Below are 14946 nucleotides of genomic sequence, written 5' to 3'. Positions count from 1 at the left end.
CCTAGACCTAGGAGCTGACCTCGATCACGACCTTGCCCCTGGCGTGGCCGATCTCGACCGCCGCCACTGCTTCGGCCGCCTCCTCGAAGGGGCGGACGTCCTCGACGTGCGGGTCGAGCTTGCCGTCGGCGACCATCGCGCCCACGATCTCGAGCACTCGGCTGGTCCGGTCCCGCTCCACCATGTGACCGCCGAGTTCGGCGGCGGTCCCGGGATCGCCTGCGGTGATGAGCTTCTCGCGGTCGGTCACGAGGTCGGCCACCGCGCGCAGGCCGTCACCGCCGGCCAGATCGAAGATGGCGTCGACGCCGTCGGGCATCAGCTGCCGTACCCGGTCGCTCACGCCGTCGCCGTAGACGACGAGGGTGGCACCGAGGGTCTCGACGAGGGTGCGCTTGTCCTCGCTCGCCGTACCGATCACGTTGATGCCGAGGTCGCGGGCGATTTGGGCGGCGGCGACGCCGACGCCACCACCGATGCCGTTGATGAGGAGGGTCTGGCCCTCGCTCAGCGCGAGCTGCGTGACGGCGTCGTAGGCGGTCGCGGCGGCGATGCCGAGCGTCGCAGCATCCGTGAACGACACCTGCGGGGGCTTCTTGGCCGCGGCGTCCGCGGGCAGGACCGTGTACTCGGCGTATCCGCCGGAACCGGGGGCGACGGTCCCGAACACCTCGTCGTTGACCGAGAAGCCGTCGACGTCCTTGCCGACCTCGCGCACCACGCCCGAGACCTCGTGGCCCATCGCGATGGACGTGCCGCCGTCCAGGGGATCGCCGAACCCTCCTGAGCGGACCTTCCAATCCACCGGGTTGACGCCCGCGGCGCGGACCTCCACCAGCAGCTCTCCGGCCAGTGGCGTCGGCATGTCCAGGTCGAAGTAGTCCTGCACGTCGGCGCCGCCGTTGCTGCTGTATCCATAAGCCTTGACCATCCGCGGCGCATACCCCGGTCGCGGTCGCCGGTAAACCGGACGGTGCATTCACTCGGCGCGTGGCTCCCGGTGCGGCGGCCCTAATACGATCGGGGCCGATGAACGGGACGATGGCGGGAGACCAGGACGATGGCCGGCATGAGTAGCGATCTGGCGGAGGCGCTCGGCGCGGAGCCGCCGACCGCAGTGGCCGCGCTACCCCCGGAGGTGGTGGCCCGACTGGCCGCCCAGATCGAGGACGCGCGCCGCCGGCAGGCGGAGGCGATGGAGTCCGGGGTGAAGGCGGCCCTGAAGGGTGTGCCGCTGCCGCTGCGTGGCGTGGTCCGCAAGGCGCTGCTCGGATGAGCGGCGCGCCGAATGCACGGCTGGAGGCGATCGCCCGACTGCTGGGGATCGACGTCGGCGACCTGTACGGGCTGGAGTCGGTGCCGGACGACGACCTGAGCCTGCTGCACACCCAGATCGGCGAGCGACTGACCGCCGACAAGCGGCACCGCTTCGCCCGGGTGGCCGGCCTGGCTCAGACGATCCCCGGCCCGATCGCCGGACGGTTGGCGGAGAAGTTCCTGCCTGCGAAGGGAGCCGCCCTCGCCGCCGAACTGTTGGAGCCAGCCAAGGCTCGTGATCTCGTCGGCCGCGTCTCGCTGAAGTACCTCGGTGACCTGGCCGTTGCCCTGGACCCGGTGCGTGCGCAGGACGTGATTCGCGCGATCCCACCGGCCCGGGTGGCCGAGGTGGCGCGAGAGTTGTTCGATCGCAAGCAGTATCGCGCCATGGCGCGGTTCACCGACTCCGTCGAGGTGGATGCGTTGTTCGCCACGCTCGGAGTCGCGAGCCCGCACGACCTGCTGGCGGTGGTGCCGCTGCTGACGTGGAACGACAACCTCGACCGCGTCATCGCCGAGTTGCCCGAGGAGCAGACCCGGCAGATCGCCGAGGATCTGGATGCCGGCGAGTTGGCGGACCTGGCGTTGGCGCTCGATCCACACAGGTTCGGACCGATCGTGGCCGCGGTACCGGTCGACACCGTCGCCGACATCGCGGCGGCCCTGCTCGAACGCGGCGAGTTCGCGGCGATGGCAGGGTTTGCCGGCGTCATCACGCCCGAGATGCTGAACGCCGCCGTCGATCGTGCCTCCGACGGTCAGCTCGTCGATCTGCTGGCGACGATGGCGTCCGGTGAGATGTGGGTCGAGTTCGACCACGTCGCCGACGTCGTCACCGATCAGGGTCGACGCCGGCTCGCGGTCGCGCTCGACGCGATGCCCGCCGCGGCGTCGTCCCGCCTCGACGATGCCGCGCGGGCCGGTCGGATCGGTTCTGCCGCCATGAACTTGACGAAGCGCACCGGCTAGGTCATCCGGGGAAGGCGCGGACCTGGTTGCGGCCCGCGTCCTTCGCCTCGAACATCGCAACGTCGGCACGGCGGAGACCGTCCTTGAGGGCGTCGACGGGGTCGCGGTGACCCGTCTCCGTCGTGGCGAGCGCGGAGACTCCGGCGCTGACGGTGACCGGTATGTCGTCGTCTTCGTCGTGGAGGGCGACACGCACCGCGTGGGCGACCCGGGTGCAGTGGTCGAGGTCCGCCGCCAGGACGAGGGCGAATTCCTCGCCGCCCGTCCGGGCGATGGTCGCGTCGTCGCCGAGCGTGTTGCGCAACCGCGACGCCACCAGGACGAGCACCCGGTCGCCCGCCTCGTGGCCGTACTCGTCGTTGATCGACTTGAAGTTGTCGAGGTCGAGGATCACGAAGCCGACGGGCCGCATGGCGGGGTCGAGGGCACGTTCGGCCCAGGAGTCCAGTCCCCGACGGTTCAGCAGCCCGGTCAGCGGGTCGTGGGTGGCGTCCTCGAACTGCGCGTCGAGCGCATCCTGCACGCGGCTGGTGAAGTTCCGCAGGATCCCCAGCGCGCAGTTCGCGCTCAGCATCGACACCATCCAGCGCGCCAGGACCCCCGCCGCGTCGTGCTGGCCCTGCCGCCACGTCAGCCACGCCATCACGGTGATGAAGACGCTGGTGCCCACCACGTGAGCCGTCACGTAGCGGCGCGGGGCGAAGTATCCGGCGTACACCCCGACGACGGCGAACAGCGCCGTCCCGTACAGCGCGCCTTCGCGGTCGGCGAAGGTGAGGAGGACCGCACCGATGCCCACGTCGGCGTAGACGACGAAGGCGACCGTGAACAGTTGGCCGCGTCGCGAGAGTTGGCGTCGCCATCGGAGATGCAGCGGTGTCCACGCGACGAAGAGGCCGACCGGGATCGTGCTGGCGCAGACGGCGGTGACGACCACTCGTTGCCAGCCGGGGTGCGGCCCCTCCGCGGTGAAGGTGGTGACGAGCCCGATCGCGCCGATGCACAGGACCAGCAACGCGGTCGTGCGGCGGATGAAGCGTTCGGGGACCTCGACCAGGGTCATGGCGTCGACGGACCTGTGGCGTCGTGGCCAGCGCGTACCGGTCACGGCGGCGTCGACCGCTCGCCGTCCACCATCGGGTCACCTCGGATCCGACCGGCTACTCCCGCGGGGTTCGAGGCCGCGACCGGTACTCCGGCAATCTACGGCCAACCGTTCCTCGTGGGCCGGTGAACGGCAATCCCGCGTCCCGCCACGGGCCTACAGGGCCGGGGTGGTGGGCTGGAGGACGGCGGTCGCGACCGCCTCGGCACGCAGGTGCTCGAACGCCTGATAGTCGGGGTCGTTGACCATGTCGAGGAAGTTCTGTCGGCTGGGGTAGCCGACCAGCGCCACCATGTCCCAGTCGCCTCCCGCGTCCGCCGCGAGCGATGCGTGGCCCCTGCCGCCGTAGACGATGGTCACGCCGTACCGCTCGTTGACTCCCGAGCTGCTGAAGCGCTCGATGTACTCCAGGTACTTGGCCTCACCTCCGGGGGCGAACCTCAGCAGATTCAGCATCACCACTGGTCCCGAGGGGTCGGCGGCGACGAAGTTCTGGAGGTCTGCTGCATTCAAGCCGGGCATGTCGTCTCCAATTCGTTGTTACTTGCTATACGACACGCAACTTACAGCCTGACTCCGACACGCGCCGTGGCGAGGGACAATGACCGCCATGGACGACACGGGGCTGGCTCGGCGCACCCAGGCCGAACGGCGTGCCGAGACCAGGCGCCGCGTCCTCGACGCCGCAACGTCCCTGGTCGCCGCGCACGGCTCGAAGGCCGTCTCACTGGCTGCCGTGGGCGAGGCGGCCGGGTACAGCCGCGGCATCGTCAACCACCACTTCGGCAGCAAGACGCGGCTGCTGGAGGAACTGATCCTGCACACCCAGCAGTTCGACGTACCGGCCGACTCCGAGACGGGGCTCGGGTGCCTCACCCAGTTCGTCGAGGCGTACCTGGGCGGGATGCACGACCGCTCGCCGCGCTCGGAGGCGTTCTTGAAGATGTGGACGGAGTCGGCGAACCTCGAACCGTCCCTCGCGTCGCTGTTCGCCGAGCGCGACGCCTGGTTCCGGAGCCACCTCGCGCAGCAGATCCGAGCGGGCATGGACGACGGGTCGATCGACCCCGACGTCGATCCCGACCTCGCCGCCGTCGCGATCATCGGACTCCTGCGGGGCACCGCGATGATGGCGTTCTCCACCGCCCGTGACGTCCCCGCGTCCGACCTCGCCGCCGAAGTTGCGCGACGAGTCGGACGGAGTCTCGCCGCGCGCTGACCGTCCGCCGCCGGCGCCCGTGTGAACTCCGACACCGGGGCGTAGGGATTCCGTCAAGGACCATCGACGCCCGACGTGCGGTGCGCTGCAATCGAGTGATGTCTTCGAGTTCGTTCGCCAATCTACTGCCGCTACTGGTGCTGTTCGGCCCGGTGACGGCGGTGCTGCTGGCGTGCCGGTTCCTCAATCGACGTGACGAGCGTCGGCTAGCGCAGCCTGCGGGGGTCGCCCAGTTCGGCGGCGAACGCCTCGCCGACCGCATTGGGGACGGGATGGGGCTCCGCGTCGTCCAGGCCGGTCGCCGCTCGCAGGAACGGCCCGAACAGGTGCCAGCCCAGCTGTAGCGCCAGTGCGTCGGCGGTGCTGACGCGCGCCGTGTAGTCGTCGCCATGGTGCGCGCGCGCCACCTCGACGAGCTGCTCCACGTTGCTGAATCGCCGTTGGAGACGCCCGACGTCGAAGCCGTCGAGCAGGGCCCGCGCGATCACCTTCCAGCTGCGCTCGGCGCGCGCCTCGACGACGTCACGGGACATGCCGGATTCGCGTGCGGTCGTCAGCTCCCGTTCGAGGTGGTCCAGCACTGCGACCACGACCGCGTCCTTGTTGCCGACGTGCCGGAAGATCAACCCGGCGTTGACTCCCGAGCGTTCGGCGATGTCGCGCAACGACGTTGCCGCGGGCCCTCTCTCGGCGAAGAGGTCCGCCGCATGGGACAGCACCAGCGGCCGGATGCGATCGCCCGCACTTGCTGTAGTCATATGACTACAGTAACGTGTAGTCGACCGACTACACGCTGCGCGATCAGCCTCGGTCGACGAGTCGACCCGCAATGCCCGACGGACGACACCCATCCCCATCGAGGAGACCACCGTGTCCGAACCGACGCTCGACGAACGCACGTCCACGGGTGCGCAGCACTGGCTGCGCGCCTACTACGCACTGCGAGGGGCGGTTTCGCTCGCCTGGGTCGCCGCCGCGCTGACCGTGGGAACGGTCTCGCCGTGGGCCTCGGGGGTACTCCTCGTCGTCTACCCGGCCTGGGACGCCATGGCGAACGTCCTCGACGCGCGACGCAACGGTGGCCTGCGCGAGAATCCCACCCAGGCGTTCAACACGGCCGTCAGCAGCCTGACCACGATCGCCGTGGCGGTCGGCCTCACCGTGGGCATGCACGCGGTGATCGGCGTCTTCGGAGTATGGGCCGCACTGTCGGGCCTGCTGCAACTGGCGACGGCCGTGCGCCGGTGGAGAACCGTTGGCGCGCAATGGTTGATGATCCTCAGCGGTGCCCAGTCCGCTGCCGCCGGCGCCATGTTCCTGGTCGCGGCCCGAGCGCCCGAGACGCCGAGCGTCGTCGACGTCGCGCCCTACGCGGCGTTCGGCGCCTTCTACTTCCTCGCGTCCGCCGTGTGGCTGGTCGTGTCGATGGCGCGTTCCCGGCGACGTCGATACGCCGACATGGGCGGGTGATCCTGGGTTACCTTCGGCCTGCCCGGTCGTCCGACTCAAACGTGAAGGTGTGCCATGCCGCTGATCGCCCTCGAGGAGCACTTCGCCTGGGACCCGGCCAGTGTCGGCAATCCCGTTGCCACCTGGCTGAAGTCGAACGACCCACTGGCCCTCGAGAGGCTGTACGACCGCGGCCCGTTGCGTCTGGAACAGATGGACGCCGCCGGCATCGACTTCCAGATCATGTCGCTGTTCGACCCGGGCGTCCAGGAGTCGGTCGACGTCGCAGCCGCCGTCGACCTCGCGCGACGGGCCAACGACGACCTGGCCGAGACGGTGCGTGCGAATCCCGACCGATTCGGAGGGTTCGCGACGCTCGCGACCCAGGACCCGGATGCCGCGGCGGACGAATTGGAGCGATCGGTCACCGATCTCGGCCTCGTCGGCGCCCTGATCAACGGTCACTGTCGTGGCCGATACCTCGACGACCCGGCGTACGAGGGACTCTTCGAACGCGCGGAAGCGCTTGGCGCGCCGATCTACCTGCACCCCACCACTCCGCACCCGGCGGTGATGGACGCCTGGTTCGCGCCCTACGTCGGCCAGGGACTGCACCTGGCGTCATGGGGGTTCGCCGCGGAGGCGGGCACGCACGTCCTGCGGCTCATCTACTCGGGTCTGTTCGACAAGTTCCCACGGCTACGGATGATCATCGGGCACCTCGGCGAGATGCTGCCCTTCGCGGCGTACCGGATCGATCGGTACTACGGCCTCGGCGGTACGCCGGAGAACCCGCTCGCACGGCTGCCCTCGGAGTACCTGCTCGACAACTTCTACGTCACGACGAGTGGCAACTTCTGTCCACCGGCGTTCTCCTGCACTCTCGACGTGATGGGTGCCGATCGTGTGATGTTCTCGGTGGACTATCCGATGGACGACAACCAGGACGGCGCGACGTTCCTGTCGTCGTTTCCGATGGACGACGGCGATCGTCGAAAGGTCTCCTCCGAGAACGCGGTTCGTCTCTTCGGTGACCGGTTGCCCGCCTACCTGAACGCCGAGGATCAGAACGCGAAGACCTGACCGTCGCGCGCGACCGTCACCTTGCCGGAGTAATTCTTGCCGATCGCGGCCTGCCATTCGGCGTCGGGCAGGTTGGTCGGGTCGTAATGGCTGAGGACGACGTGGCGGGCGTTGGCCGCTGCGGCGACCTCGCCGACCTGCTCGGCCGAGGTATGAGAGTTCACCAGGTAGTCCGGCGGGAACCTGTTGCCGTAGTAGGAGTCGTCGAGGCTGAACTCTGCCTCGTGCACCAGGATGTCGGTGTCACGGGCGAGCCGGATCACGTTGTCCGACTTCGTCGTATCACCCGAGAACGTCACGGAGAACCCGAGCCTCGCGATGTCGAACCGGAAGGCGAAGGCGGGATAGACGTCGTAGTGGGACACCAGGGTCGCCGTCACCGTCACGTTGTCGTCGGACATCACGGTGAAGGGCTCCATCACCGGCGAGCGGTTCAGGTAGTCCGAGCCGGGCGGCACCGCGATCTCCACGACGTCGGCCAGGGCCTGGATGTCGTCGGTGCCCATGTCACGGATGAAGATGTTGTTGGTGTACGCGAACGCCTGCTGCAGTGCCGCCGTGGTCGCGGCGAGCCCCGGCGTCGGATTCTGCGGGTCGATCGTGGCGGGGGCCGCGTTGCCGACCCGGCTCGGCGGCAGCCCTCCGGCCGGCCCGGGTCCGTAGACGGTCACGGGCGCCTTGCCCTTCGACGCCGTGTATCCGCCGGAGAGGAAGAAGCTGAAGTAGTCGACGATGTGGTCGGTGTGCAGGTGGGTGATGAACATGCTCTTCAGAGCGTCGAAGCGTAGGCCGGCGTTGGTGAAGGCGTTGAGTGACCCGAGGCCGCAGTCGATTTGGTAGACGTCGTCGCCGATCTTCAGGGCCGACGAGATCCCGGTCATGTTCGGCACCGGTGGTGGCCCGGCCTGCACGCCGAGCGTGATCAGCGCGTTGGCGGGCAGTGAGGGCGACGGATCCGCCGACGCTCGGGGAGTGCCCGCAGTGGAGACGAGGGCGCCGGCGGTGACGGCGGACATCGACGCCGCCAGCATGGTTCGCCGCGAGATCGAATGCCCGGCGCTGCACTGGCATGCATCCGAGTCCGACATGCCGGTGAGCCTAGGCGAGCCACGGCGGCGGGGAGGGGGATCGGGCAGGGCCGTGCGCGCGTGGAATTGGGATCGGTAGCCGGACCGCGGACGTGTGCTGTCACCACAACACGAACCGAGAGGCCACACCATGACGTCGTTCTTCACGCGGTTGACAGCCGCCGCCCTACTCGCCGGCGCTGCCGCGCTGACGAGCCTGGCGTTGACACCGGCGACTGCGCAGGCGGATCCGGACGCGCGGGCCACCGGACCCTTCACCTGGTGCCCCGGCCAGTACGAGGGCTTCGCCTCGGGGTCGGAACGCCCCAACTGGGACTGGAACACCTGCCACACCTACTGGTGGAGCTACGGCATTCCGGGCAACGTGTCGCCCAGTGTCTGGGAGGGCGCGTTGCCGCCCGCCGGGGTCCCGCTGGAGAACCTGAGCAGGCCACCGGTCAACTGCGGACTGTTCTACTGCCAGGACCCGGGCGGCCGGTACACGGTCGACCCGCGTTTTCCCGCACCGTAGTTCGGAGGGGTCACGGCAGCGGGTACCGCAGTATCGCCCCCAGCCCGTCGTCGGGTGCGATCCGTTCGTCGGTGCGGATCAGCGCGGCTCCGATCGAGACGGCGACGAACGGCAGCGCCTCGTCTGCCCGCAGCGTCTGGGTCGGCGCGGTCCCGAGTTCGGACAGCACATTCGGATTCGGCGCGACGGTCGACAGATCGTCGCCGGCGACCACGGTGGAGTCGCCCACGTCGCCGATGATCAGCGTCTCCACCGCGCCCGCACGCAGCGCGGCGCACACGCCGTGGAGACCCTGGGTGGCCAGGCCGGAGCCCTGGCCGACGGCGAGTGAGAAGCTCTGTGCCGCAGCGTCGAGTTCCGTCACCCGTCGCCGGAGCAGCTCCTCGTCGATGGCGCGCCGCACCGCGGCGTCGTCCACGCCGCTGTTCCGAGCGCCGACGTCCAGTTCCACGACGAGGTCGGCGACTCGCTGCTCGAGGATGGGCGTCAGGTCGGCACGCGACTGAACCTCGCCCACGACGAAGACGACGTCCGGGGACTCGGAGTCCACGAGGTGCGTGAGCCGGTCGGCCACGGCCCGCAGGTTCTTGCGGCCGGCCTCCATCGTGCGGCGCTGGGGATCGCCGTAACCGGGGGTTTCGGCGCTGTCGGCCTTGTGGATCGGGTAGCCGCCGCCGTCGACGGTCTCCGATCGCACCCTTCCGTCGTGATGCAGGGTGACGTCGCCGCCCGCATGGTCGACGGTGGCCACGAAGTACGTCGCATGCGGCGGCGCGTGCGTCACCAGCGGGACGAGGTAGGGCAGCGTCGACACCCGCGTCTCGGGCGTCTCCAGCGGTCGAATCAGGTGCTCGTTGAGCAGCACCCCGTCCTCGCCTGCCACGACACCCCGGCCGCTGCGACCGACCGGCGGCTTCGACTCCACGATGGCGCGCTGCAGTGCGTCGACGAGGCCGGGAGACGCGCCCTGGCGCTCGAGGTCCTCGCGGATGGCGCGCCACTTCAACTCGCGCTGCGCAGCGGCGTCCTCCGTGTCGTGAGAATCGTCCCAGTAGACCGACGCGTACGGGCCCTTGGACTCCAGCAGCGACGTGAAACGATCGGCTTCCATGATTCCTCCGTCCTGATCCGTCCGGTGCGACCCGACGTGGGTGCCCAGGCATCAGGAGGACAAACGCGCGGACTACACGTTGGCGAGTCGCTCCGCGACGGGCTGGTTGAGCGCCGCACGGACCGCCACGGTCATGTCGTCGGCCAGCACCTCGTCGTCGCCGGACTCGATGCCGTCGAGGACGCGGCGCACGATCTCGGCGGGGTCGGACTTCGGGCTGTCGGGGAACGTCTGACCCATGTCGGTGTCCACGAGGCCGACGTAGACGCCCACCACCTGGACGCCGCGAGGGCCGAGTTCGAGGCGCATCGAGTCGGTCGCGCTCCACAGTGCGGCCTTGGTGACGCCGTAGCTGGCACCGACGGGGAGCCACGCCAGCACCGATGCGACGTTGACGATGGCGCCAGACCGCTCGGCGATCCGGTCGGCGAACGTCGACGCCAACGCCAGCGGTCCGAAGAGGTTGGTCTCCAACTCCTCCCGCAGTTGCGCGGCGTCCCGTGTCAGGACGGAGGCGCCGCGCACGATGCCCGCATTGTTGATCAACACCGTGACGTCGGAGGCGACCCGACCCGCCTCCGCCACCGAGGCGGCGTCGGTGACTTCGAGCACGAGCGGGACGATCCGCGGGTCGGTGACGGTGATCTGAGAGGTGTCGCGTGCCGCGGCGTACACCGTCGACACTCCCCGTTCGAGGAGTTGCGTCACGTAGTGCCGGCCCATGCCGCGGTTGGCGCCGGTGACGAGGACGGTCTGGCCGTTCAGTGAGGTCATTTCTGCTCCTTGCGATTTCAGTGCGTTACGAGTTACGAAGGCGTCGTTCTCACGCCACGAGGAGTGGGACGACGACCGTCTCACCCACGGTGGCCGCGACGATGGCGGGATGCGGTCATGCGTTCGCTCCCTCGGTCTTCGTCGGCGTCAAGTACACCGCCCGGTGTACCAGTGACGACCGTACACGGTGGTGGCCCGAAGGTAAACTCATCGGTACACTTCAGCCATGGGTGAAACTTCCGGGAACGTGGCGACTGCCTCGCGGGGCGGTCGCGGCGCTCGCAAGCGCATCGTCGCGGCGGCCATCGACCTGTTCTATCGGGACGGCATCAACGCCACCGGGGTCGAGAAGCTCGCGTCGGAGGCGTCCGTGTCCAAACGGACCCTCTATCAACACTTCCCGAGCAAGACGGCCGTCGTCGAGGAGTACCTCCGCGAGATTCGTCAGCACGTCGGCGATCCCATCAACCCGAGCGCCGACGACGTCAAGCGGTCGCCGCGCGCCCGCATCCTGGCGTTGTTCGAGACCCCGCCGTCCGGCGGGGCGATGCGGGGCTGTCCCTTCCACAACGCCGCCGTCGAGGCTGCCGAGGACATGCCCGAGATCCAGGCGGTCGTCCACGAGCACAAGCGGCAGTACATCGCGGGGATCGCCACGCTGGCGAAGGCAGCCGGTGCCGACAATCCGCGGCTGCTGGCGAACCAACTCGCCGTGCTCTTCGAAGGGGCTGCGGCGCTGTCCACGTCGTTGGACGATCCGGCGCCGTGGACCCACGCGCGGAAGGCCGCGCAGACGCTCGTCGACGCCGCGACCGTCAGCCGATAAGCGCCGTTGCCGGTACCGGAGTCGGGTGTGTTTATCGACGAAGCCGTTGGATACCTAGAGATCGTCAGTTTTGGTCACGAACTCAGATAGGAGTCGCCCAGCATGATGCTTCGCAAGGTCCTTGCCGGCGCCGCCCTCGTGGGTGGCCTCACCTCGGGCGCGATGGGACTCGGCGCCGCCAGCGCGATCGCCGAACCCGCACCGCCTCCTGCTCCCGGTCAGCCGGCACCGCCGCCCCCGCCGCCACCCGGCCAGATGTGGCATCCCGGCCCGCCGCCGCCCGCGGCGCCGCCCGCCGAACCGAACGTGGGCCAGCCGCCGGCGTGGGCACCGCCCAAGCCGGTCGATCCGTCGTGGGCCAATGGTCAACCGCAGGTCTGGGACCAGGGGTGGAACCACTGGGGCGTCTGGCAGAACGGCGTCTTCATCCCGACGTACTAGCGATCGGGTCACGGTCCACCGCGGCGTTCGTCGTCGCGGTGGACCGTCGCACGCAATCAGCCTGACGCGTCCATGGCCGCGGCCAGGGAACGGTGCGTCGCCTCACGGTCGGCGCCCATGCCGACCAGCGCGTCCACGACGAGTGGGCCGAGGACCTGGGTCAGCCCGTGGCCCTCGTGGCCGAAGAAGCCCGCCAGTTCGAGCATGACGGCGCCGTGGACGAGGCTCCACAGTCGACCGGCCACGTTGAGTTCGCCGTCGTCGCGTATCCGGCCCGCGGCGATCATCCGGCGTACGGCGTTGCGGAGCGCCTCGAACGACTCCGCCCATTCGGCTCGGTCGGTCACGCTGCCGGTGCTCGTGACGTCGGTGCGGTACCCCGCGACCGACGCCGGCGAGGTGGCGCCGAAGATCAGCTGATAGCGCTGCGGATTCGCGAGCGCGAATCCCCGATAGGCGCCGCCCATCACGAGGAAGTCCGCGACGGGGTCATCGGTCTGGTCCGCGTCGGTCAGGGCATCGGTGAAGCGGGTGAATGCTGCACTCGCCACGGCGTCGATGACCCCGGTCATGCCGCCGAAGTGGGTGTAGACGGCCATCGTCGACGTGCCGACCTCGGCCGCCAGGTTGCGGACGCTGAGCGATTGCAGTCCGTCGCGCTCCAACAGCCGGATCCCGCCGTCGATCAACCGCTCCCGAACGTCGCTCACCGTTGCGATCTTGCCATAACGCTGTTATAACTGGGTAACCGATAACACCGTTATGGAAGGCTCCGCATGAGCAACCGCTATCTGCACGACGAGTTCGCACCGGTCGCCGAGGAGTTCACGCTGACCGACCTCGCCGTGACCGGCACCATCCCCGACTACCTCGACGGCCGCTACCTCCGCAACGGCCCGAACCCCATCGGCGAGATCGATCCCGAGCTGTACCACTGGTTCGTCGGCGACGGCATGGTGCACGGGATGCGGATCCGCGACGGCAAGGCCGAGTGGTACCGCAACCGGTGGGTGCGCAGCCCGCATGCGACGCGGATGCTGGGCGAGCCGCGACGGACCGGGCACACCGGCCTCTCGGCGCTGGGCGCCAACACCAACGTGATCGGTCACGCGGGTAGGACGCTGGCGTTGGTCGAGGGCGGGGTCGCCAACTACGAGATGACCGATGAACTCGACACCGTCGGACCGTGCGACTTCGACGGGACGATCTCGGGTGGCTACACCGCCCATCCCAAGCGGGACCCCGACACCGGCGAACTCCACGCGGTGTCGTACGACATGTTCCGCGGGAACACCGTGCAGTACTCGGTCATCGGCGTCGACGGCCGTGCTCGCCGCACCGTCGACATCGAGGTCACCGGCAGTCCGATGATGCACGACTTCTCGCTGACCGAGAAGTACGTCGTCTTCTACGACCTCCCGGTCACGTTCGACAGCCGGCAGGCCGCGGAGATGACGGTACCGCGCGGACTGCGCCTGCCCGCCCGACTCCTGTTGTCCGCCTTGATCGGACGCGTCCGCATCCCCGATCCGATCAGCGCCAGGTCGTCGTCCGGGGGTATGGGCGCCGACCGCCGCTTCCCGTACTCGTGGAACCCGCGATACCCGGCGCGGGTCGGGGTGATGCCGCGTGACGGTGGAAGCGCGGACGTGCGGTGGTTCGACGTCGAGCCCTGCTACGTCTTCCACCCGATGAATGCCTACGACGACGGGGACACGGTGGTCCTCGACGTCGTCCGCCACCCGAAGATGTTCGACACCGACCACCTCGGACCCAACGACGGCCCGCCCACGCTCGACCGCTGGACGGTGGACCTGGCCGACGGCAAGGTTCGGGAGTCGCGGATCGACGACCGGGCGCAGGAGTTCCCCCGCGTCGACGAGCGTCGCGTCGGCAAGCGGCACCGCTACGGCTACGCGCCCGCGGTCGGGGAGGGTACGGGCGGCACCGGCACGCTGCTCAAGCACGACCTCGTCGGCGGCGGCAGTCAGGCGCGGCACTTCGGAGCGGACAAGTCGCTGGGCGAGTTCGTCTTCCACCCCTCGGCGCCGGACGCCGACGAGGACGACGGCGTGCTGATGGGCTACGTCTACGACCGGCCGAGTGACCGCAGCGAACTGGCGATCGTGGACGCCCGCACCCTGGAGTCGATCGCGGCCATCGCTCTGCCGCACCGAGTTCCGGCGGGTTTCCACGGGAACTGGGTGCCGACGGCGGGCTAGCGCCTGGCGTGCTGGCCGAGTGTGGGCCTCGTGTACGGGATTCGAGTGGAAACCGTACACAGGACCCACACTCGGCGGGGGTGGGCCGCCGGCGACGAAGCACGCGGGACGTGACCGCTGCGAATTCGGTTGCCGTCGGCACCCTCCGTGCGGTGCCATGAATCCCATGACCTCGGCAATCTGGCCCCTGTTCGGCCTACGCGTGTCGACCCCGCGGGTGACGCTGGCCTACGTGACCGACGACCACGCGGAACGACTCGCGGACCTCGCCGCCGAGGGCATTCACGATCCCGCCACCATGCCCTTCTCCGAGCCATGGACCGACGTCGCGCCGCCGGAGCAGCAGCGCAACACCCTGCGGTACCTCTGGCGGTGCAGGGCGGAGACGACGACGGCGAAGTGGGCGCTGAACCTGGCCGTCGAGGACGGGGACGGGCGCCTCGTCGGCCTGTGCACGCTCGACGCCGAGGACTTCACGACCACCCGCAGTGCGAGCACCGGCTCGTGGCTCGGACGTCGGCACCAGGGCCGGGGGCTGGGACGCGAGATGCGGCAGGCCGCGCTGCACCTGCTCTTCGCGGGCCTTGGCGGTGCGACGGCGACGACGCGGGCGTGGCACGACAACACCGCATCCCTCGGTGTCACCGGATCACTCCCGTACACCGAACGCGAGCCCGTCGTGATGCAGCGCAGAGGGCACCCGGACACCATGCGGGACTTCGCCATGACGCGCCAGCAGTGGTCGGCGGTGCGCCGTGACGACGTCCGGTTGGACGGCGTCGAACCCGTCCGCGAGTTCCTCGGCATCGCGGCCGCGGGCTAGCCCGCCCT

18 protein-coding genes are annotated in these 14946 nt (G+C 69.3%); 10 read left to right on the top strand and 8 right to left on the bottom strand.

Annotated features, from left to right (window positions below; translation table 11 throughout):
* Positions 1-7: 7 nt before the first annotated feature.
* Positions 8-931: an NADP-dependent oxidoreductase gene (locus tag G6N64_RS05135; RefSeq protein ID WP_163795906.1), complete on the bottom strand. Its 924-nt coding sequence runs from the start codon at positions 929-931 to the stop codon at positions 8-10.
* Positions 932-1069: 138 nt separating this feature from the next.
* On the opposite strand from G6N64_RS05135, the gene G6N64_RS05130 reads away from it, so the two are divergent.
* Positions 1070-1276: a hypothetical protein gene (locus G6N64_RS05130; RefSeq protein ID WP_197748323.1), complete on the top strand. Its 207-nt coding sequence runs from the start codon at positions 1070-1072 to the stop codon at positions 1274-1276.
* Complete coding sequence (locus G6N64_RS05125) at positions 1273-2286, top strand: hypothetical protein (RefSeq protein ID WP_163795904.1); 1014 nt, start codon at positions 1273-1275, stop codon at positions 2284-2286. The genes G6N64_RS05130 and G6N64_RS05125 overlap by 4 nt, the downstream gene beginning before the upstream one ends.
* 1 nt (position 2287) lies before the next feature.
* On the opposite strand, the gene G6N64_RS05120 is transcribed toward G6N64_RS05125, so the two are convergent.
* Positions 2288-3349 (bottom strand): GGDEF domain-containing protein, encoded by a 1062-nt coding sequence (locus G6N64_RS05120; protein ID WP_163795903.1) that lies wholly within the window; start codon positions 3347-3349, stop codon positions 2288-2290.
* 198 nt (positions 3350-3547) lie between these two features.
* Entirely contained in the window at positions 3548-3913 is a 366-nt protein-coding gene (locus G6N64_RS05115) for a DUF1330 domain-containing protein (RefSeq protein ID WP_163795902.1), read from the bottom strand.
* Positions 3914-4001: 88 nt separating this feature from the next.
* Between G6N64_RS05115 and G6N64_RS05110 the strand changes: the two genes are divergently transcribed.
* Positions 4002-4610, top strand: a complete 609-nt coding sequence (locus tag G6N64_RS05110) for a TetR/AcrR family transcriptional regulator (protein ID WP_163795901.1) — start codon at positions 4002-4004, stop codon at positions 4608-4610.
* 206 nt (positions 4611-4816) lie between these two features.
* Here the strand turns inward: G6N64_RS05110 and G6N64_RS05105 are convergent, their stop codons facing one another.
* The gene (locus G6N64_RS05105; protein ID WP_163795900.1) at positions 4817-5368 is read right to left on the bottom strand and encodes a TetR/AcrR family transcriptional regulator; all 552 of its coding nucleotides are present in this window, start codon (positions 5366-5368) and stop codon (positions 4817-4819) included.
* Positions 5369-5480: 112 nt separating this feature from the next.
* On the opposite strand from G6N64_RS05105, the gene G6N64_RS05100 reads away from it, so the two are divergent.
* Positions 5481-6080, top strand: coding sequence for a DUF308 domain-containing protein (locus G6N64_RS05100; RefSeq protein WP_163795899.1), 600 nt, complete (start codon positions 5481-5483; stop codon positions 6078-6080).
* 54 nt (positions 6081-6134) lie between these two features.
* Positions 6135-7142 (top strand): amidohydrolase family protein, encoded by a 1008-nt coding sequence (locus G6N64_RS05095; protein ID WP_163795898.1) that lies wholly within the window; start codon positions 6135-6137, stop codon positions 7140-7142.
* On the opposite strand, the gene G6N64_RS05090 is transcribed toward G6N64_RS05095, so the two are convergent.
* Positions 7124-8230, bottom strand: a complete 1107-nt coding sequence (locus G6N64_RS05090) for an MBL fold metallo-hydrolase (RefSeq protein ID WP_163795897.1) — start codon at positions 8228-8230, stop codon at positions 7124-7126. The genes G6N64_RS05095 and G6N64_RS05090 overlap by 19 nt on opposite strands.
* 130 nt (positions 8231-8360) lie before the next feature.
* Here G6N64_RS05090 and G6N64_RS05085 point away from each other — a divergent pair, with 130 nt between their 5' ends.
* Positions 8361-8741 (top strand): hypothetical protein, encoded by a 381-nt coding sequence (locus G6N64_RS05085; protein WP_163795896.1) that lies wholly within the window; start codon positions 8361-8363, stop codon positions 8739-8741.
* 10 nt (positions 8742-8751) lie between these two features.
* Here the strand turns inward: G6N64_RS05085 and G6N64_RS05080 are convergent, their stop codons facing one another.
* The gene (locus G6N64_RS05080; protein WP_163795895.1) at positions 8752-9852 is read right to left on the bottom strand and encodes an Rv2629 family ribosome hibernation factor; all 1101 of its coding nucleotides are present in this window, start codon (positions 9850-9852) and stop codon (positions 8752-8754) included.
* 72 nt (positions 9853-9924) lie between these two features.
* Entirely contained in the window at positions 9925-10626 is a 702-nt protein-coding gene (locus tag G6N64_RS05075; RefSeq protein ID WP_163795894.1) for an SDR family oxidoreductase, read from the bottom strand.
* A 226-nt stretch (positions 10627-10852) separates the two neighbouring features.
* Between G6N64_RS05075 and G6N64_RS05070 the strand changes: the two genes are divergently transcribed.
* Both G6N64_RS05070 and G6N64_RS05065 read left to right on the top strand, forming a co-directional pair.
* Positions 10853-11452, top strand: coding sequence for a TetR/AcrR family transcriptional regulator (locus tag G6N64_RS05070; RefSeq protein ID WP_163795893.1), 600 nt, complete (start codon positions 10853-10855; stop codon positions 11450-11452).
* Between the two features lie 102 nt (positions 11453-11554).
* Entirely contained in the window at positions 11555-11893 is a 339-nt protein-coding gene (locus G6N64_RS05065) for a hypothetical protein (protein WP_163795892.1), read from the top strand.
* A 56-nt stretch (positions 11894-11949) separates the two neighbouring features.
* On the opposite strand, the gene G6N64_RS05060 is transcribed toward G6N64_RS05065, so the two are convergent.
* Positions 11950-12603 (bottom strand): TetR/AcrR family transcriptional regulator, encoded by a 654-nt coding sequence (locus tag G6N64_RS05060; RefSeq protein WP_163795891.1) that lies wholly within the window; start codon positions 12601-12603, stop codon positions 11950-11952.
* 66 nt (positions 12604-12669) lie between these two features.
* On the opposite strand from G6N64_RS05060, the gene G6N64_RS05055 reads away from it, so the two are divergent.
* Positions 12670-14115 carry a carotenoid oxygenase family protein gene (locus tag G6N64_RS05055; protein WP_163795890.1) on the top strand — a complete coding sequence of 482 codons (1446 nt, stop codon included), beginning with the start codon at positions 12670-12672 and terminating at the stop codon, positions 14113-14115.
* Between the two features lie 166 nt (positions 14116-14281).
* Complete coding sequence (locus tag G6N64_RS05050) at positions 14282-14938, top strand: GNAT family N-acetyltransferase (RefSeq protein WP_163795889.1); 657 nt, start codon at positions 14282-14284, stop codon at positions 14936-14938.
* Positions 14939-14946 lie beyond the last annotated feature (8 nt).

The organism is Mycolicibacterium sediminis (assembly GCF_010731735.1).
In the GTDB taxonomy this organism is placed as follows: Bacteria; Actinomycetota; Actinomycetes; order Mycobacteriales; family Mycobacteriaceae; genus Mycobacterium; species Mycobacterium sediminis.
Note: the sequence above shows the minus strand (reverse complement) of the source record. Positions and strands in the feature narration are given on the sequence as shown.